Origin of the sequence: Paraburkholderia sp. BR10954 (assembly GCF_040965775.1) — a bacterium.
Classification (GTDB): domain Bacteria; phylum Pseudomonadota; class Gammaproteobacteria; order Burkholderiales; family Burkholderiaceae; genus Paraburkholderia; species Paraburkholderia youngii.
This window is the reverse complement of sequence record NZ_JBFRCK010000019.1, coordinates 113,442-133,739: the sequence shown is the minus strand read 5'-3', so window position 1 is coordinate 133,739 and position 20,298 is coordinate 113,442. Positions and strand designations below refer to the sequence as shown.

The 20,298-nt window shown below is 62.8% G+C and carries 12 protein-coding genes and 1 pseudogene; 10 read left to right on the top strand and 3 right to left on the bottom strand.

What is annotated here, in order from left to right:
* Nucleotides 1-11 precede the first annotated feature (11 nt).
* From AB4Y34_RS24600 to AB4Y34_RS24585, 4 genes are all read left to right on the top strand, one after another.
* The gene (locus AB4Y34_RS24600; protein WP_176377702.1) at nucleotides 12-779 is read left to right on the top strand and encodes an enoyl-CoA hydratase/isomerase family protein; all 768 of its coding nucleotides are present in this window, start codon (nucleotides 12-14) and stop codon (nucleotides 777-779) included.
* A 31-nt stretch (nucleotides 780-810) separates the two neighbouring features.
* Nucleotides 811-1,266: a PaaI family thioesterase gene (locus AB4Y34_RS24595; protein ID WP_176126008.1), complete on the top strand. Its 456-nt coding sequence runs from the start codon at nucleotides 811-813 to the stop codon at nucleotides 1,264-1,266.
* 204 nt (nucleotides 1,267-1,470) lie between these two features.
* A complete protein-coding gene (locus AB4Y34_RS24590) occupies nucleotides 1,471-2,220 on the top strand; it encodes an electron transfer flavoprotein subunit beta/FixA family protein (protein WP_368717480.1) in 750 nt (249 codons plus the stop codon).
* A gap of 22 nt (nucleotides 2,221-2,242) precedes the next feature.
* Nucleotides 2,243-3,199, top strand: coding sequence for an electron transfer flavoprotein subunit alpha/FixB family protein (locus AB4Y34_RS24585; RefSeq protein ID WP_368717497.1), 957 nt, complete (start codon nucleotides 2,243-2,245; stop codon nucleotides 3,197-3,199).
* 225 nt (nucleotides 3,200-3,424) lie between these two features.
* Here the strand turns inward: AB4Y34_RS24585 and AB4Y34_RS24580 are convergent, their stop codons facing one another.
* On the bottom strand, nucleotides 3,425-4,714 hold the full coding sequence (locus tag AB4Y34_RS24580; RefSeq protein WP_368717479.1) for a Rieske 2Fe-2S domain-containing protein: 1,290 nt from the start codon (nucleotides 4,712-4,714) through the stop codon (nucleotides 3,425-3,427).
* Between the two features lie 39 nt (nucleotides 4,715-4,753).
* Nucleotides 4,754-6,148 carry a spinster family MFS transporter gene (locus tag AB4Y34_RS24575; RefSeq protein WP_368717478.1) on the bottom strand — a complete coding sequence of 465 codons (1,395 nt, stop codon included), beginning with the start codon at nucleotides 6,146-6,148 and terminating at the stop codon, nucleotides 4,754-4,756.
* Nucleotides 6,149-6,341: 193 nt separating this feature from the next.
* On the opposite strand from AB4Y34_RS24575, the pseudogene AB4Y34_RS24570 reads away from it, so the two are divergent.
* A pseudogene (locus AB4Y34_RS24570) lies at nucleotides 6,342-6,494 on the top strand (helix-turn-helix domain-containing protein); the annotation flags it as partial.
* A 90-nt stretch (nucleotides 6,495-6,584) separates the two neighbouring features.
* On the top strand, nucleotides 6,585-7,094 hold the full coding sequence (locus tag AB4Y34_RS24565) for an IclR family transcriptional regulator C-terminal domain-containing protein (RefSeq protein WP_368717496.1): 510 nt from the start codon (nucleotides 6,585-6,587) through the stop codon (nucleotides 7,092-7,094).
* 115 nt (nucleotides 7,095-7,209) lie between these two features.
* Here the strand turns inward: AB4Y34_RS24565 and AB4Y34_RS24560 are convergent, their stop codons facing one another.
* Nucleotides 7,210-7,683, bottom strand: a complete 474-nt coding sequence (locus AB4Y34_RS24560) for a hypothetical protein (protein WP_176377707.1) — start codon at nucleotides 7,681-7,683, stop codon at nucleotides 7,210-7,212.
* A 790-nt stretch (nucleotides 7,684-8,473) separates the two neighbouring features.
* Here AB4Y34_RS24560 and AB4Y34_RS24555 point away from each other — a divergent pair.
* The 4 genes from AB4Y34_RS24555 to AB4Y34_RS24540 all read left to right on the top strand — a co-directional run bounded on the left by AB4Y34_RS24555 (nucleotide 8,474) and on the right by AB4Y34_RS24540 (nucleotide 20,280).
* Nucleotides 8,474-10,036 (top strand): multicopper oxidase family protein, encoded by a 1,563-nt coding sequence (locus AB4Y34_RS24555; protein WP_176377708.1) that lies wholly within the window; start codon nucleotides 8,474-8,476, stop codon nucleotides 10,034-10,036.
* 64 nt (nucleotides 10,037-10,100) lie between these two features.
* Nucleotides 10,101-11,672, top strand: a complete 1,572-nt coding sequence (locus AB4Y34_RS24550) for a multicopper oxidase domain-containing protein (protein ID WP_368717495.1) — start codon at nucleotides 10,101-10,103, stop codon at nucleotides 11,670-11,672.
* Nucleotides 11,673-11,689: 17 nt separating this feature from the next.
* Nucleotides 11,690-19,780 (top strand): Ig-like domain-containing protein, encoded by an 8,091-nt coding sequence (locus tag AB4Y34_RS24545; RefSeq protein ID WP_368717477.1) that lies wholly within the window; start codon nucleotides 11,690-11,692, stop codon nucleotides 19,778-19,780.
* Complete coding sequence (locus AB4Y34_RS24540) at nucleotides 19,777-20,280, top strand: hypothetical protein (RefSeq protein WP_176377710.1); 504 nt, start codon at nucleotides 19,777-19,779, stop codon at nucleotides 20,278-20,280. The genes AB4Y34_RS24545 and AB4Y34_RS24540 overlap by 4 nt, the downstream gene beginning before the upstream one ends.
* The last annotated feature ends 18 nt before the right edge of the window (nucleotides 20,281-20,298 follow it).

Here is a 20,298-nt window from a genome sequence, read left to right as displayed (position 1 = left end):
GAGAGATGGCAATGAGTGAGATGGCACCGGGCCAGGCGCCGGAATTGGTGGTCAATGGCCGCGAGGCCGTCATCACGCTGCGCCGTCCACAGGTCGCGAACCGCCTTGAGTTCTCCGATCTCGAGACGATTCGCGGCTACCTGCGCGAAGTGAATGCGATGGAGCACGTGCTCGTTCTGCATCTGCGCGCCGAGGGCAGGCATTTCTGCTCGGGCTTCAATATCCACAGCGTCGGCGCCGGCAATATCGGCGAAGCCTTCGAGGCCCTCGCGGGAGAGCTGGAAACCGCGCGGCCGGTGACGATTGCTGCGGTGAACGGCGGCGTCTATGGCGGCGCGACGGATCTCGCGCTGGCCTGCGATTTTCGCTATGGCGTCACGAATTCGCAGATGTTCGTGCCGGCCGCGAAGCTCGGCCTGCTGTTCTATCAGGGCGGACTGCACCGCTATGTTTCGCGGCTTGGCGTGAACGTGGCCAAGCGTCTGCTGCTCACGGGCGCGAGCTTCGATGCCGGGCAGATGCGCGATTGCGGCTTCCTCGACGAGGTGGTCGAACCCGCGCGTCTGGAACAGGTGACCGGCGCATTGGGCGCGCAACTGGGTGGCATGGCGCCGCTCGCGCTGCTCGGCATGAAGAAGCATCTGACGCGCATCGCGGCGGGTCGCTTCGATGCTGTCGATTACGCGCAGGATCTGGCCCGCGCCGATGCCTCCGACGATCTGCGCGAGGGTGCGCTGGCCTGGCAGGAAAAGCGCGCGCCCGCATTCAAGGGGTGCTGAGAGGCGCTGAACGCATTTTTATCGAGGGCGCATGTTGCGCCCGATCTTCTTCGGGGTTCATCTGGCAATGATTGCGGCGATCCATCCGTACATACGCAAGATTATGGACGGCGAACTGGCGGCACCGCCGATCAGCACCACGCTCGGCAACAGGATTGTCCTGGTCGATATCGAGGCGGGCCGCATCGAATGCGAATATCAGGGCTTGCCCGCATTCGCGAATCCTGCCGGGCAGGTTCAGGGCGGAATGCTCGCGGCGATGCTCGACGACGTCACGGCGTTGCTGTGCATGGCCTCGCTCCGCGAGGACAAGCATTGCGCGACGTTGAGCCTGAATGTGTCTTTTCTGCGCCCGGGCAAGGCCGGCCTGATTACCGGCCGCGCGAGCCTCGTGCGTCAGGGTTCGCGCGTCGTCAATGTCGAGGGCGAACTCTGGCAGGACGACAAGCTGCTCGCGACGGCAACGGCGGTCAATCTGGTCGCCTGATTTCAGCGGTGCTCGGCTGAGACGTCTGAACCGGTCGCATCGTAGCGCCATTGCGGTTGGGGGAGTGTGCCCGTTACGGTGGTTGCAGATGTTTCTACCTGCGTTCTAGAGGCCGTCATCGTGATGACTGAGCCTGATGGCCTGAGATCCGACGCCAGCGTTCGGGCAACTTCGGTTGTTCATTTGATTGTCAAAGGAAAATGAATGAAGGTTTTGGTGTCGGTGAAACGCGTCGTCGATTACAACGTGAAGGTCCGTGTGAAGTCGGATAACACGAGTGTCGACATCGCCAACGTGAAAATGTCGATGAATCCGTTCGACGAAATCGCGGTTGAAGAAGCCGTGCGTCTGAAGGAAGCGGGTGTCGCGACCGAAGTGATCGCCGTGTCGGCCGGTGTGATGCAGTCGCAGGAAACGCTGCGCACCGCGCTCGCGATCGGCGCGGATCGCGCGATCCTGATCGAATCGAACGAAGACCTGCAGCCGCTGGCGGTCGCGAAGCTGCTCAAGGCACTGGTCGACAAGGAGCAGCCTTCGCTCGTCATTCTGGGCAAGCAGGCCATCGACGACGATTCGAATCAGACCGGCCAGATGCTCGCCGCGCTGGCGAACCTGCCGCAGGCGACGTTCGCGTCAAAGGTGGTCGTGGCGGATGGCAAGGCAACGGTGTCGCGTGAAGTGGATGGCGGCGCGGAAACGCTGTCGCTGACGCTGCCGGCCGTGATCACGACCGATCTGCGCCTGAACGAGCCGCGCTACGTGACGCTGCCGAACATCATGAAGGCCAAGAAAAAGCCGCTGGAAACGGTGAAGCCCGAAGACCTCGGCGTCGATGTCACGCCGCGTCTGAAGACGCTGAAGGTCGCCGAGCCTCCGAAGCGCTCCGCCGGTGTGAAGGTGCCGGACGTGAAGACGCTGGTCGAGAAGCTGAAGACCGAAGCCAAGGTGCTGTGAGGAGACGCAAGAAATGACGAATCTGGTTAACCTGGTAGTAGCAGAACACGATAACGCGTCGATCAAGGCCGCGACGCTGAATACGATCGCAGCGGCACAGAAGATCGGCGGTGAGATTCACGTGCTGGTCGCGGGTCACAACGCGCAGGCCGCGGCCGATGCCGCAGCGAAGATCGCCGGCGTCGCCAAGGTACTGCTCGCCGACGCGCCGCAACTCGAAGCGGGTCTCGCGGAAAACGTCGAAGCGACGGTGCTGACGCTTGTGCAAGATGCGGCCAAGAACTACACGCACATCCTCGCGCCGGCTACCGCGTACGGCAAGAACGTCGCGCCGCGTATCGCCGCAAAGCTCGACGTCGCGCAGATCAGCGACATCACCGCGGTGGACAGCGCCGACACGTTCGAGCGTCCGATCTACGCGGGCAACGCCATTGCGATCGTGCAATCGGCTGATCCGATCAAGGTCATCACCGTGCGCTCGACCGGTTTCGACGCCGTTGCAGCCGAAGGCGGCAGCGCAGCGGTCGAAAAGATCGAAGCCGCAGCCGACGCAGGCATCTCGCAGTTCGTGAGCCGCGAAGTGACGAAGCTCGATCGTCCGGAACTGACGAGCGCGAAGATCATCGTGTCGGGTGGCCGGGGTCTCGGCAATGGCGAGAACTACACGAAGGTGCTCGAGCCGTTGGCCGACAAGCTCGGCGCGGCGCTGGGCGCATCGCGCGCAGCCGTCGACGCGGGCTTCGTGCCGAACGACTATCAGGTCGGCCAGACCGGCAAGATCGTCGCACCGCAACTGTATGTCGCGGTCGGCATCTCGGGTGCGATCCAGCATCTGGCCGGCATGAAGGACTCGAAGGTCATCGTCGCGATCAACAAGGACGAAGAAGCGCCGATCTTCAGCGTGGCCGACTACGGCCTCGTCGGCGATCTGTTCACCATCGTGCCGGAACTTATAAGCGATCTCGATGCACTGGCGTGATAGCGCACGTTGCGACGACGCGGTCTCGCGCGTGGGATGGAAATCAGAGCTGCGGATGGGGACCTGGAGTCTGTGCAAAAGAGCAATAAAGATAGGCCCGATTGCCGCGGATCTTCACGTGAGCCTCATCGCGATAACCTCTCCATCAAAGTGGCGTTCATTGAACACTGAGTTGCGTTTCAATCTGCCTCGCGACTTCCGGCATACCGGAAGCCGCGACCAACCTCAAACAGCCACAGCCGCGCTTTCAACGTCCTTCATGGCCACACCGGTGGCAGCTTCGCACGCCTCGCGAACCGCCTGGGGCTGCCCCGGATGGAACAGGAAATGATGCAGTAGCTTGCTCCACTTGGGATGACGCTCATACTCGCCGCGAGGCAGACTGTTGGTGAAGAAATCCCGCCAGTCGCCGCAGGGCAGCGGAATGCCCTGAGGTCCGGCAGACTCCCGCAGGACGCCCTTCGGATCACGCCCCTGCGCTACGGCTTCCATGTCCCGGAAGTACTGACGGCGAATCATCACAATGCCGGCGTCGCTGGCAGCCAGGTTTTCACGGGTACGGTCTGCTATACGCCCCTGTCCGCACCACGCGATGATGTCCTGGTTGATCACATGCGAGCTGATCCATTTGCCGCTCTGCGGATCCATGACCGGTGCATGCCAGGTTGGAATGCTCTCCTGGACATAGGGCTCGGACTCGCGGGGCACGCGTACGTACGACCACGTCACATTGAGCGTGTTTTCGTCGTCGATGGGCACCCGCCACTCGAAATGGTCCCCGAGAAAAAAGCCATTGGGCCAGAGACAGACACGACCGGCCGTCCAGAGCGGATGCGACTCGTCGGTATCCTCGGTCACGCGCCGGTAGATGAAGCCGTGCTCGAACTCCTCGAATGCCATCTTGAGATGCGCCGGCGCATAGTCGCGCTCGCCGCGCTGCCGGCGTCCCCAGTTGGCGTGCATCCACTCGAAATGAAGCGGATCGATCGAATTTTCCTGGGTTTGCAGCCAATTGCAGGGCACGCTTGCGAACGCAGCCTGCACGAAGCCGTTGCGCCAGTGGAACGGTTCCCAATCCGGCAACTCAGGAGCCGGTTTAGGACCGAGATAGGCCCACAGCAAGCCAGCGCACGCACGGACCTCGTAGGCCTTGAGCTTGATCCGCTCACGCATGGTGCCTTGCGGTGCCACCAGATCCTGGTAAGGCTGCGCCACGCACTGCCCGCCATAGTTGTATTGCCAGCCGTGATAGTTGCAGCGCAGGCCATGGTCTTCGACAAAGCCGTAGGCCAGATCTGCGCCGCGATGCGCGCAGTAGCGCTCGATCAGGCCGTAGTGTCCGCTCAGGTCCTTGTAAAGCACCAGATCTTCGCCAAGCAGACGCACCGGCTTGATCGCCTCTCGCTCGAGTTCGTCGATGCCGGCGATCGGATGCCAGTGTCGCCGCATTAGCTCGCCCATCGGCGTGCCCAGGCCAACCTGAGTCAGTTGGCGATTCTGTTCTTCGGTAAGCATAATGATCGTGTTCGTAATTGGGAGTCGAGGAGGCCAGGGTCAATGCCGTTTGTCGACATGGCGCACGGCGAGGAAGTAGTGGAACGCAGCCCACACGAGGACGATGCTCATCGAGAGCATCGCGTAGCGCAGACCGGCCGACGAAGCGTCCGCACAAGCATGCGCGAGCGGCGAGTCTGCCACCGCTCCAATCGCACCATGAGCGCCATGCGGGGACCGGCAGACTTTCGAGTAGTCGCCGGCCGTGAACAGATGGGCGGCAATGCGGTCGCTAAGGAAACCAATGAACGTCGGACCGCCGCCTTGGCCGATGAAGTTCATCATCAGGAACACGAAGGCCGAGGTCGTGGCGCGCATGCGTGGCGCAACGAGGCCGTGAATCGCCGCGAAAGTCGGTCCGTTCCAGGAGCTCAACAGGATCGTGGCGAGAAACAGCAACGCCGCCGCGAGATGCCAGTCGGACTGCATGAACGCGAGGGACGCCGGCACGAAGCCAAGCAGCGTGCCCCAAGCCGGTACCCAGGCATACCAGCGCTTGTCGCTTGATCCGGCCCTGTCGGCAATCCATCCGCCGAGCGTCGTGCCGATCGCTCCACCGACACCGATCGTGAGACCGAACATCATCCCGGCCTGCGCGGCATTGAGGCCGAATTCGCGTGTTAGATACGCCGGAATGAACAGATTGATGCCGTACTGTGCGAACGCGCCGATCACCGTGCCCAGCAGGAGTTGCACGAACAACGGGCTGCGCAAGAGGATGGCCGCGATAGCCCCCAGCGAGGCATTGCGCTGCGCATCAACGGCGGTAATCCGGTCCATGGCGCCGCGTTCGGGCTCGCGCAAGCTCAGGAAAGCAATGACGGCCAGGACGAGCCCCGGTGCGCCGACGACCCAGAAAGCCGGCCGCCAGCCGAAATGTTGTGCAATCATTCCGCCTCCGATCGCGCCCCCGATCGCACCAAGCGGAGGACCGAGCGCATAGATCGCGAGGGCAGTCGCGCGGCGTCCCTCGGGGAACTCGTCCGAGATCAGCGAATGAGCGGTGGGCGTGCTGCCAGCCTCGCCGATACCGACGCCAAGCCGGTACAGAAGCAACTGCGCGAAATTGCCCGCCGTGCCGCACAGCACGGTCATCACCGACCATGCCGCAATCGACAGGGATATCAGCGTGACCCGGCTCATCCGGTCGGCGAGCCGGGCCATCGGGATGCCCAGCGTCGCGTAGAACAGCGAGAATGCGAGGCCGCCGAGCACCCCGATCTGCAGGTCGCTCAGGTTCATGTCGACCTTCATCGACTGCCCCACGACGGCGATGAAAATACGATCGATGAAGCTCGATGCGTAGATCAGGCTGAGCAGCAACAAGAGCCATGCACGATACCGCGAGCTTCTCTTGACCTCAACCGCGGACAGTACGTTTCCGACGTTTTCCATAGAACTCTGCCTCCTCCTGGCCTTGATGGATCGCGGCAACCGCGCGACCCTGACCTTTTCTGGATGTCTGCGCACCAATGACATGGCTGGTCCGGTGCATTGCACTCGCCGATTGCAGCGAGCTGGCATGCAGCTTAGTCCGCCTATAATCCGTGGAACACAACAATCACATATGTGATTCAAAATCATCGTTATGGACTCCATTCCTAAGGTCAAATCAGCCCACCGGGTTCTCGAAGTGCTCGAATATTTCGCGGAAACGCGAAGCCCCGCGACGATCAAGGAGATTTCGCAATCGCTTGGCTATCCGCAATCGAGTACCTCGGTCCTAATGAATAGCCTGACGGAAGCGGGCTATTTCGATCACGAAGCGCGCACCGGGCTGTATGTGCCCAATCTGCGGATTGCGCTCGCAACGGCCTGGATTCAGGAGGAGATGTACAGCGCGCAAAGCCTGTTGCGCCTGATGAGGAGCGTGCGCGATCGCTGCGGTCACACGGTCATGATCGGCGCGCAGCACGGAACCCATGTGCGTTATCTGCACGTGCTGCAAGCAACCCGCGCCGGCAGCTTCACGAGTTCGAGCGGTGCGCTGCGTCCCCTGTTTCACAGCGCCGCCGGCAAGATGTTGCTGACCACGAGAACAGATAGGGAGGTCGCGAACCTGCTACGCAAGGTCAACGCGCTCGAGCGCAATCCCGACTTGCATCTTGCACTGGAGGACGTACGCAAAGGCATCGCGCAGACGCTCCGCGACGGCTTTGCTCTTTCCACCGGCGTGTCCATGCCCGGAGCCGCTGCACTGGCAATGCTTCTGCCCATGAAGCGCGGCTACGACGCGATGACACTGAGTTTGGGCGGCCCAATCGATGAAATCAAACGCGATCGCGCCATGCTGCTTGACATGATGAACGAACTCGTCGACCCGTTTCGCATGCGGTCGTAATCGCGTCGGCTCTCGGACAAATTTCAGCGGCGCGCAAAAAGTTGGCGCTGTCTGCCGGTCGGGGCAAGCTAGCGCCGACCGTCGAACGGTCATTAACGACAGCGTCCGGCGCCGGCTATTGCCCGCACACCGGGCTAACGGTCACGGTGTCCGAAATCGGCGTCATAGTGGGCGGAGCATAGTAGATATAGGCACTGGCGACGCAGGCCGGCTGCCCGTCGGTCGTAACGGAACAGGTGTTCCGGATGCTATTGCCGTACGCGTCGGTGGCAGTGAATGCCGGGTCCGGAACCATGTTGTCATAAGGCAGCACTTTGTAGTTCTGGCGCATGTCCCACACGATGGTGTGCCAGGACTGATAGGTTTGGGCGTGGTAGCCGCCGCCGCGCCCCGATGCGCCGCAGCGGGTCCACGCGTAGACCTCGCCGCGGATATACCCGTTCGCGTCGAATCCCGTCACATAGCTGGTCACATTTACACCGCCGCACGAGACCCCGAGCAGCGTCGGGTATGCCTCTGGCAACGGCAGGGTGGCCTGAGCCTGCACAGCGGCACTCGCCAGCAGTCCCAGCAAAGCAATCATCTTCATGTCGTTTCTCCGGCCGTTTCTCCGGCTGATTGAAGTGTCGTGGCAGGTGGGTCGAACTGACGGATAGAGCACCTCAGGACTTGTGCCCGAGAGGCTGACGGTGCTTTGCGCAAGGCCAACAGGCAATAGGCGATACGCAATTCGAGAGCCGGTTGAAGCATGTTTGCCACCTGTTCTGTCCTTGTTATAGGTGAATTCAGGTAGTGCAACCGGCAACTTGGCGCCTTGCGCCTAGGACCGGCGCCTGATAACTGGCGTTGCGCGCCGTTCTAACGCAGGCGCCGGACACCGATACACGCGTATTGTGAACAGCAAGGAGTTCGCTGCCGTCGCTTCGGGTGACATCGCGAAACGCTGTGTCGTTTCCGTCACCCCGCAACCCGCATCGCAATCCCATCGAGTTCTTCTACAGATATCTTGTACGGGAAGTGATTTCGCACTGGCGGCGCTTGAACCTTCAAATCTAGCGGGCAACGCGGTCAAGGGTCAACCTCATCGCATCCCGGGCGTGTGATCCAACACGAAGAGATCCACTGGGCATCGCGAGCGCCGCTTCGCCTTGTGCGGTCGCAGCTCATGGCGGGTATATGAGCCCCGCTTGCAGCAGACCTTCCCGCCCCCCGCTGGGTTCGCCCCTACCGCAAGTGTAGGGAGTTGACCCATCCCAGACGCCTGCACGCGTCTGCAGAATCAATCTACGGGTTCAGGTCGTCGGTACCCGGTGAGTGCCCCACCGTAGAGCATGACCTCCAGCGCGGTTCGCGCTGGCTGCCCCCTGGACGGAGGTCATATGTTCAGTATTCCAATCTGTCGGAACGGCTTTGCAGCGCTGCTGTTATTGCTATTCTCGTTGCCGTCGTTTGCTCAGTCGTTCCGCGTGCAATGTCCACCGACAACGACGCTTCATCCGACCGCGCTGCCGGCTGGTGCGGGCGAACCGGCCTACGTCGGTCCGTCCGTGACCGGATCGAACTCGACCCCGACGAAGAACGTCAACGGCGCGATCAAGTGCCAGCAGATTTCGGGCGGCGATGGTTACGCGACAATGGGCGACGGCACGCAAACCTACATGTTCTCGTTCGGCCCGTTATCCGGTCTCGCCGATATTCGCAACGGACTGCCCGGCACCGAGTTCCCCTCGGTGTTCAATGTCCAGGGCGATGCGAAAACCAATCCGAACTACAACGGCGCGGTAGGCATCGCGCCCGACCCGGATTCGGTGCCGGCCGGTCAGATGACGGGTCACGTCGACCCGCGGCCGATCATGGACATCGGCGTGATGAACGGCAACATTCCCGCGCCGATGATGGCCATCGACGAGGACGACGAGTTCTTCCTGACGCTCACCAACGTCGGGATGATCATGCGCCCGGACCTTTTCGAGCAGCACACGGTGCACTTCCACGGCTATCCGAATGCGTCCTCGTTCTTCGACGGCGTGCCGGATGCGTCGGTGGCGATCAACATCGGTGCGAGCTTCACGTACTACTACCTCGCACCGGATGCCGGCACCTACTTCTGGCACTGCCACATCACGCCGCCTGAGCATTTGCAGATGGGGATGGTCGGGCAGATCTACGTGCGGCCCAGGCAGAACCGCGTCACGACGGGGACGCTCTACGCGTCGCTGCAGTCGCAGCAGCTCGATCCGCGCACCGCATGCGGCAGCGACATTCTGTGCTCGACGCCGCTGCCGCCGCAAAACAGCGTGATGCATATGAACAACAAGAGCGGCACGCCGACGCTTTACGCCTACAACGACGGCGACGGTTCGACTGCGTACGACGTCGAGTATCCGATCCAGATCCACGGCTTCGATCCGAACTTCCACTTCATCGGCATGACGTTCAATCCGGAGCCCTTCGTCGACATGAAGGACAAGCACTTCATGTTGAATGGCCGCAGCTATCCGGACACGGTGACGCCCGGACCGATGCAAACGCCGGTGGCTGACGGAACGAAGCACTTTTCGCAACCGCTGCCCGCGCTGATCAACATTCCGGCCGGCGGCCGCGCGCTGCTCAGAATCTCCGACCTCGACGTCACGGAGTTTCAGACGCTCGCTTCGCTCGGCATTCCAATGCACGTGATTGGCATGAATGCGCGGCTGCTGCGCGACCTGGCCGGCAACGACATGACCTACAACACGAACTCGGTCACCCTGGGCGGCGGCGAGTCGATCGACGTGATTCTCGACGCGAGCGATACGACCAGGTACGCGCCGGGCTCGGTCTATTACCTGTACACGCCGAACCTCGATCACCTGTCCAACGACGCCGAGAACTTCGGCGGGTTGATGACCGAGGTCCACATCTGCCACTCGGTGGACCCGACCACGAAGTCCTGCTCCTAGGAGAACAACCGTGGGTAACTTCATCAACGCAAGGTGGATCGCCCTGCGTGCGTACCCCGCATGCATCGCGCGTTTGACACGCTTCGCGCGATTCGGCGCCGCGTTGCTGGCGGCACTGTTCTGCCTGCATGCGCAGGCTGCCGCGCCGGGTATCACCGGAACGTCGTTCGATCTGAGCGCCGAGGCGAACCGTATCAATCAACCGGACGGCGCGAGCATTTACGCGTGGGGCTACGGGTGCCGCACGGCGCCCACGGGGTTTTCGCCGTCGGGCATTGCGGGCGCGAACTGTCCCAGCATGCAGGTTCCGGGGCCGACACTGATCGTCAAACAGGGCGACGTCGTGACGGTCACGCTCACCAACAACCTGCCGGCCGCCGCGGGCAATACCTCGATCCTGTTCCCGGGCTTCCAGGTGTGCGCGGCGGTGCTGAATTCGGATGGCACCTGTCCAGCGACGCAGACCGGCGTGCCAGGCGTGTTGACACGCGAGGCGACCCACGGCAAAACGGTCACCTACAGCTTCGTGGCGGCGACGCCGGGAACGCATAGCTACTACAGCGGCACGCAGGGCGATTTGCAGATCGAAATGGGCTTGTCCGGCGCGCTGATCGTCTTGCCGACTTCCGCGCCCGGGACCCTCGCGGTGCCGACGGGCTGCCGCGCCGTATCCTCGACGCTGCCCGACGGCCAGCCCGATTACCGGAATGCCGCGGCGGCCTACAACCATAGCGCGACCTGCTACGACCGCGAGTATCTGTTCCAGTTTGCCGAAATGGATCCGCGCATCCATTCGCAGGCGGAACAGCAAGCGGCCAAAGCGTGCACCCAGTCCACCGGTTGCATGACCGTCGAAACCGAGCCCTATCACCCGGCCTATTTCCTGATCAACGGGCGCTCCATGCCTGACGACATGGACGCGAACTACGCGCCGCAATATCCGAATCAGCCGTACAACGGCAATCCGCACATGCATCCTGGCGAACTGGTGTTGCTGCGGGTGATCGGCGCGGGGCGCTGGCAGCATCCGTTCCACGAACACGGCAATCACGTGCGCGTGCTGGCGCGTGACGGCAACCTGCTGCTGAGCAAGACGGATGCGACCAAGCTCGCCGGCCCCTTGCTGTTCACGACCACGACGACGCCGGGCCTCGCGATGGACGGCATCTTCTACTGGACCGGCAAGGGCCTGAATTGGGACGTGTACGGGCACAAGCCGGGCGACGGCAGCGTCTGTATTCCGGATGCGAACGGCTACTACACGGCCGACCCGAAAGCGCCGAATTACTACGAGTGGTGCGCCGATCACAACAAGCCGCTGGAAGCTCATCCATTTGGCAACGTAGGCAGCGGCGGTCCGGTCACCTTGCCGGATGCGCGTGTGCTGACCAACGGTGCCTGGTACGGTGGCAGTCCCTACCTCGGGCCCGATGCCACCATTCGCGCGACTTCTTTCACTGGGTCGACGCCGCCCACGGGCACGGTCGCGAACCCACCGACTAGCGAAGCCGGCTTCGCCTTTATGTGGCACTCACACAATGAACGCGAGATCACCACGAACAACATCTTCCCAGGCGGAATGATGATGATGATGCTCGTGGATCCACAAGCTTTCACGATCAACGAAGGAAATTAGAGGCGGGGAGAAACGCGATGAGATCCACCCAGTTCAGAGGGACGCTCCTCGGTCTGATCAAGGCGGGCGTCGCCGCAACGATCCTGCTCACGGCGAGCGGCATGGCCTTCGCGCAAAGTGTCAGTCTGACGGCGCAGGCCTCGACGATTGCGCTTCCCGACGGACAGGTCGTACCGATGTGGGGTTACGCCTGTTCAGCGGCGGCGACGGCGCCCGCTACATGCGCGGCGTCGAATGCGGGCGCGGGCGCAAACTGGTCGCCTGTCGTGATCACGGTGCCGCCCGGCTCGCTGACCATCAATCTCACGAACAGTCTGCCGGGCTCGATACCGACTTCGCTTGTCGTGGTCGGCCAACTCGGTGTCGGCCAAGGCACGACAGCGACGAGCACGGCAAGCCCGGTGCATGCGACGCAAACCGCGACCACCTGGCCGATCTCCAGCAGCGCGAGCGGCGCGAGTTTCACGCCACCCGCCCAGCCGCCGCGGGTGCAGTCGTTCGCCAACGAAGTGACGCATGGCAAGACGACCTCCCTGACCTGGAACAATCTCAGCCCCGGCACTTACCTGATCGAGTCGGGTACGCATCCGTCCATTCAGGGGCCGATGGGCCTGTATGGCGTACTGGTGGTCAGAACGCCGGCCAATGGCTCGACGCGCGCGCTGGCCTATCCCGGCGTCAGCTATGACGCGGACGTGCCGCTCGTGTTGAGCGAAATCGATCCGGTGCAGAACGCCGCCGTGGCCTCGGCGGTGACGACGTCCGGCTTCAGCGAGACCACAGTCTGGTCCGGTCAGCCAGGCGGTTGCGGCAATCCGTCGTCATCCACGTTTGGCACCTGCTATCCGCCGGCGGTGAACTACGACCCGCGCTATTACCTGATCAACGGCATCGCGTTCGACCGCACCAACGCGTCCGCTTCGAGCTTTGCGGCTGCCGCGCCGGCCTCGACGGGGCTCGTGCTGCTGCGCTTCGTCAATGCCGGGCTGCGCATGCACGTGCCGTCGGTGGTGGGCGCGCAAACCGGCACCCCCCCGGTGTCCGGCTTCTCGCTGCTGGCGGAAGACGGCAACGTATTGCCGGGCAATCTGCGGGTTCAGTCGGAGGTGTTCCTCGCTGCCGGCAAAACCTATGACGTGCTGATGAATGCGCCTGCAACGGGCGCACCCGCGTTGCCTGTGTTCGATCGCCAGCTGAGCCTGTCCACCAATAATCAACGCGATGGCGGCATGCAGGGGTACATCAGCGTGAACGGCGGCGCAACGTCGCTGTCGGCGGCTGCCAACACAGGCGCCAAGGCCAACCCCGACCTGTATTACCTCGTGCCCGGCAAGACCTTGAGCGTGACGGATCCCGCCCGCGGCGTGATCGCCAACGATGTGGGCGTCTCCGGCGTGCAGGTCAAGACCCCGCCGAAAGGCGGCGTGCTCACGCTGAATCAGAACGGCACCTTCACGTATGTGCCGAACAGCGGCACGACGACGGACAGCTTCGTCTATCAGGCGAACGGCAATCCCAAGCTGACGGCAACCGTGACGCTGGCGGCCTGCACGGAAAAGGCTCATTGCCTGTCCGACGGACCCGTTGCAAACGACGACACGTACACCAGCAATGTCGCTTCGCTCCTGCACATCGGCGCTCCGGGCGTGCTCGCCAACGACACGGACCCGTCTGGCCTGCCGCTCACCGCGGTCCTGACGAGCACAGACCCGGGCGGCACCGTCACGCTGAACGCCGATGGTTCGTTCAACGCCGTCCCGTCGACGCCGCCGGTGGGCAACGCGACGGCCAAGGTCACGTTCCGCTACAAGGCGGTCAATTCGCAGAACACGGCTAGCTCACCGGCGAAGGTCACCGTGACGTTCAAGGGCGGCAGCGGACTGAAAGTGGCGGTGAAGGACGCGCCGACCGGCATAGCGCTCAACGACTATCGGTGGATCATCGAAGAGGACCGCACGTTCCAGATCGATCCTGCCTGCCAGGTGAACGGCGCCGGGCGTCCGCCTACCTGCCCGCCGCTGCCGGTGCCGAGTCTCGGCACCAGTTTCCATACCAGCTACATGCCGGTCGTCGCGGCGGGCTGCGTGGGAACCATAGCGTGCGAATCGGGGCAGACGGTTTTCGATCCGGCCACCAACTCGCATGTGCCGGCCGTGTGCGACGTCGGCGACGGAGCATGCCGCACGACCGCCGCGCAACAGACTGCGGTCGATCCGTCGCAAGTCGCGCTCGATCCAACGAAGCACTATTACATTTCGATCCTGCCAGGCGACGCGGGCAACACGTTCGCGCAAGGCTCCGGCGCGCCGGTAACGGGGTCGAACGGTAAGCCACGGCAATTCGACATCTCGAAGGACTGCCCCTCCGGTCCGGGCGGCGCGGACTTCGCGCCCGGTACCGGCAAATGCGGTCACGCAATGGGCGGCGCGCCGATCGCAGCAGCGCAAACGGCAGTGAACGTGCTGTTGCAACAGACCCCGCTGCAGACCGCGAAAATCTCGGTGTTCGTGTTTGAAGATGACGCGCCGGTCAACGGTGAAGTGGACGTGAGCGGCGGTACGGATGCATTCGGCACGGCGCGCGAACCGGGCCTCGGCGGCTTCGAAATCAAGCTCTTCGACGACGCGGGCGGCACGGGCGATGCGACCGGACAGATGACCTATGACATGTTCAACAATCCGCTGTCCAACTCGCTGGCGGGAATGAAGGACCCGGCCACCGGTCTCGACGCTTGCCCGATCTCGAAGACGTCAAGTGACGGCATCGTCGGCATGATCCCGACATGCCCGAAATACGAGTCCGACGGCAAGACGCTGTCACCGCTGGTGGGTCAGGCGATCATCGCCAATCTGATGCCGGGGCGCTTCGGTGTGGCCGCGTACCCTGCGGCCGACCGCATCGCACGCGGCGAAGAATGGCTGCAGACCAACACGCTCGACGGCCAGAAAGCGCACGATGCGTTCATCAAAGTCGGCGGCCCGGCGTACTTCCAGGAATTCGGGCCGGCGGGTTTTCACGTGACGATCGGCTTTGCCAATCCGAAGATCATCAATGCGCGACTGCCGCTTCTTTGCAAGGGCGTGACCTGCAACAACGGCATCAAAGGCCAGATCACCAACCTGCACTACAGCCGGCCGCCTAACGAAAACCTCTACGGCGCCGGCTCGCGCAACTCGCTCAGCTTCACGCAGTGCTACGTGAGCGTCGGCGATCCGGACGGCGAGGATGTCGCCTTCACCAAGTGCGCGGCCGACGGCTCGTTCAGCATCAGCGGCTTGCCCGATGGCACCTACAGAATCACGGTGTTCGATCAGTGGAACGATCAGATCGTCGACGGGCTGGCGACGGCCGTCGCGGTGAAGGGGGGGCAGACGGCGAACGTCGGCGAGCTGTCGGTGCTTCAATGGCACACCAATCTGTACACGCGAACCTTCCTCGACACCAATGGCAATGGCGTGTCGGATGCCAGCAAGCCCGGTCTCGCGCTCGTGCCAACCACGATCCGGTTCCGCGACGGCAGCTTTTCGAATTTCCTGACCACCGACATGAACGGATATGCGTCGTTTAACGAAGTATTCCCGCTGTTCAACTGGTACATCGCCGAGGCCGATACGACGCGCTACAAGCAGACCGGCGTCCATGCGGTCTACGACGCGGGCGGCCCGCCTGATGGCACACCTGGCGGCGGTACCTCGACCATTGCGGCTCACTACGCCAATACGAAGGAATCCGCGACGGCACACCTGCCGACCAAGCTGCGCTTCCCCGGCTCGGTGTATTGCAACGACGCGGACTGCAACGATCGCTCAGGCACCAATCCATCGACGGGACGGATCGATCCGCCATGGGTGACGACCATGGGCTGGCAAGGCTTCTCCGGTCAGAGCTCGTTCCTCGAATTCGGCAAGACGCCGTTCGGCCCGACCGAGAATGGCGGCATTCGTGGCGAAGTGGTCTATGCGTCGACACGGCCGTTCGACGACCCGGCCCAACTCTCTCACAATAGCTGGACGCCGAATGTGCCGAACGTCACGGTGAACCTCTATCAGGAGAGCGTTGCCGCGGACGGCACCCAGAGCCTCGCGCTCGTGGATACGACCAAGACGAGTAGTTGGGACGAGTGGGCGCAGGGCTTCCGCTCGGACGGTGTGCCGAACATGAACTGTCCGGGCCAGGAAACCACGGACCCGTTCTTCTTCACGCTGAAAGGCTCGAAGCAGTGGCTCGATCCCGAGCGCCCGTTGCCGTACGACTCGCAATTCAAGTGCTATGACGGCATGCACGCGTTCAACCAGTTGCAGCCCGCGCCGTATGACGGGATGTACCAGTTCCCGAGCGTGACGGGCCGCCACACGACCACCGGCAAGCCGACCGGCACGAACTGCACGATCTGCGTGGCGAATCCGTCCGGCGACGGCACGAAGATGCTGCCCGCGGGCAAGTACGTGGTCGAAGTCATCGTGCCGCCGGGTTATGAACTCGTGAAGGAGGAGGACAAGAACATCCTGATCGGCGACAACTACATCGCGCCGGTGACGCAACAGTTCGGCAGTCTCGGCAACATCTTCATCCTGCCCGACCAGGCGGCGGTGAATTCGAGCTACAACGCCAACAATGCGCAGAACCCGACCACGGATCTCGGCATGCAGACTCGCAACGAAGAGGTTACGGGCGTCATTCAACCGTCCTGGCCGTGCGTCGGTGCGCTGCGGATCGTGCCCGACTTCATCAGCCTGTTCCCGGGTTCGCAGGAAGTCGCACCATTCGCGGGCGCGTCCCGGCACCTGTGCGACCGCAAGGAGGTCACGCTGACCAACCAGATGTCGGCGGTCGTGAAGTTCTGGGTGTTCAGCTCCACGCACGTCGCCGCTCACTTCACGGGCTTCATGCTGGATGACTTCTCGTCGGAGTTCGACCCGTACTCGCCGCAGTTCGGCGAAAAGTTCGCGGTGCCGAACGTGCCGGTTTCGCTGAAGGACTTCGCCGGCAATGAAGTGTCGCGTGTGTATGCGGATCAGTGGGGCATCTTCAACGGGCTGCAATATTCGACGTGGGAAGTGAATCCGCCGAACCCGACGGGTTACTCGCCGAACATGATGGTGGCCTGCATGAACGATCCCGACAAGCCCGATCCGGCGCACCCCGGCCAGACGATACGCGACCCGCTCTTTAACCCGGCGTACAGCCAGTTCTGCTACGAGATTCCGTTCATGCCCGGTCAGACGCAGTACATGGATACCCCGGTCGTGCCGGTCCAGGCCTTCGCGGATGGCTACAACCAGCCTGACTGCGCGTATCCAGACGGAACTCCCGCCATCTCGACGGTGACCGGCGACTCGAGCGGCGGCGGGGCAGGTCCGTGGGTCAGTGCGGCCGGCCGTACGCTGACGATCAAAGCGCTCGGCGATCAGACCGTAGTCAACCATGCCTATACCGGACCGGCTGCGACCACGGCGCCGTTCAACCAGAAGTTCGTCACGCGCCACTATGGCTTCGGGGCCGCGCAGGGCACTGGCACGGTCACGATCGGCGGTGCCGCCGCGACGGTGACCTCGTGGAGCGACATGCAGATCACGGTGACGGTGCCGAACCTGAGCCCGGCGCAGTCGAGCTGCACGATCCAGCAGATGGGCGTAACCGCGGCGACGAGCTGCGGTGAACTGGTGATCACGGCCGGCAACGGCAAGAAGTCGATCGATACCGTCACTGTCACGATCGGCGGTAAGGCACCTACGTATGTAGCTGGCGAGAACGGCACGAGCAACGCCATCCAGACTGCCATCGACAAAGCAACCCCGGGCGACATGATCATCGTCGGCCCCGGCGTCTACAAGGAGATGCTGTTGATGTGGAAGCCGGTTCGTTTGCAAGGCGTCGGCGCGAGCTCCGTGACGGTCAACGCGAATCCCCACCCGTCCGGCAAGATGGACCCGTGGCGCAGGCAGGTCGACTGCCTGTTCGGCGTGGCGCTCAACGGTGGCCTGATCAGTTCCAGTAACTCGTACGACCCGACCGGCACGTACTCGTGCAGCAGCACGATGCAACGGCAAGTGGATGCGATTCCGCTGGAACCGACGATAGGCTGGGACAACACGCTCAACGGCAATCTCGGTGAACTGCTGATCGAACCCACGCTGATGGGAGCCTACGAAGGCGCCGCCATCACGGTGCTTGGCAAGGGCGTGGCCGACGTGACCGTAGGCGGCGTGCGGCAGGCAGATCCGAACTGCACGGCGAACGGCATCTGCACGCCGCTCACCAGCAGTAAAACGGATTGTGCTCAGAACCCCAGCAACTTCCTGTGCAATCCGTCGCGGGTGGACGGCATGACCTTCACGAATAGTTCGCAAGGCGGCGGCGGGATCTTCCTGCACGGCTGGAACCACTACACGGAGGTGTCGAACAACCGCGTGTCGAGCAACGCCGGTACGCTCACGGGCGGCATCACGGTCGGCCAGGTCGAAGTGCCGGACGGCACGATCTCGGCGAACGGCGTCACGGAGTTGCCGTTCGGGTACAACACATTCGTGAACGTGCACCACAACGCGGTGACCTCGAACGCGTCGTATGGCGATGAAATCAACTCGACGACGCCTTCGTCCGCGGCCGGCGTGACGTTCTGCTCGGGCGCCGACAACTATCACTTCAACTACAACTTTGTGTGCGGCAATATCAGCAGCGGCGACGGCGGCGGCATCGCTCACTTCGGGTTCAGCTACAACGGCGACATCTCGCACAACTGGGTGATCTTCAACCAGAGCAACAACCCGACGTTGCCGACGTACGGCGGCGGCATCATCGCCCAGGGCGTGCCGCCGGACGGCACCTTCTGTGAAAACTCGACGGTCGACATCGACTGCGCGCCGCAGCTTTCCGATGGCGTCGGTCCGGGCCTCGTGATCGACGGCAACCTGATTGTCGGCAATACCGCGGAAAGCGGTAAAGGCGGCGGTCTGCGCTTGCAGAACATCAACGGCACGGACGTGCAGCGCAGTCCGAGTGACAGCAAATCGTGGAACGACGTTACCGTCATCAACAACATCATCGCGAACAACGTGGCGGGCTGGGCGGGCGGAGGCGTGTCGCTGCAGGACGCGGTGGCGGTGAAATTCATCAATAACACGGTGATCTCGAACGATTCGACCTCGTCGGCCGGCGTGCTGTTCAACACGGCGCTGGCTGCACAGGCGAACGTCGGGCCGCCGAACTGCACGACGGTGGGCGCCGAAACGACCTGCAGCCCGATCACGACGTCGACGTTCCAGCCGGCAGGTCTCGAGGTCGCGCGGCATACGGCGAACTTCATCAGTGCGTTCGCGAGCTCGAAAAACCTGAAGTGTCCTGGCAACGTGACGGACTGCCAGACGTTCTCCGACCCGGTGCTGACGAACAACGTGTTCTGGCAAAACCGCTCCTTCTATATCACCGTGGCTGGACTCAATCCGAACATTCCGGGCTTGCAGAACACGGTCACACTGAACCCGACGCTGAACCAGAAGGGCCAGAAGACCGGATATTGCGATCCGAATGCGAAGTATTGGGACATCGGCGGGTATGGCGATGGGTCGCCCGCGACGCACGAGTCGGGGGTGACGCTGGCCCCGCAGTATTCGATCCTGACCGATGCCACCGATTACCCGCACGCGAACAACATCGGCACGAATCCGGACGTGGTCAGCCAGTACTGCAACGGCTCGCGTGTGCCGCCTGAAGCTGGCGGGAACGGCTTCGCGGTGCCTCCGGGGATTGCCGACACGGTGCTGCCGAATCCGCTCTTCAGCCTGCTGCCGTCGGCCACGCCGGATGAAGGCAACAACTGGATCAACATGTCGTACGGGCCGCTGTCGCTGTCCAACGCCACGATTACGAAGGGAGCCGGCTACGGCGTGCCGCTCGGCGACTATGCGATCCAGTCGAATTCGCCGGCCGTCAACGCAGCCACGGCGGTTGGTGCGCCGAACCACGACTTCTTCGGCACACCGCGCCCGCAGGCTGGGAAGGTCGATATAGGCGCGGTCGAGTTGCCGAGCAATGGTAATAATGCCGGTCTCGCCGGGCTGGTGACAGGAAGCTTGCTGCCGTTCGGTCCCGGGGGACTCTTGCCATGAAACACCCATCGTCTCCGGCGTGGCGAGCCGCGTTGGTTCTATCGGGTGTCTGTCTGGCCGCGGTCATGCTGGATGCAGCCGCGGCGCAGCAGAACCCGGCGGCGGCCGCGACTTCGCCAAAGGCGTCGCCGTATATGCCGGTGAAAGTGCCGCAGCACGCGCAGCAGCTGTATCAAATGATGCATGGCGTCGACAACCTGAGCGTGCGGCGCACCGCCTCCGGCAATCTGTTGCGCTTCAGCTATCGCGTCACCGACCCGGCGGTCGCGCAGTTGCTCGGCGACAAGAACTCGACGCCGTATCTGTACGGCGAGAGAAGTCATGCATTGCTCGAAGTGCCGGTGATGGACACGATCGGCCAGCTTCGGCAGACCGGTCCGCAGGAGGTCGGCCAGCAATACTGGGTGGTGTTCTCCAACAAAGGCAACCTGATCAGGGCAGGCGATCGCGTCAACGTGCTGATCGGCACGTTTCATATCGATGGACTGGTGGTCGAATGATCGCGCCAGCGATCCGCG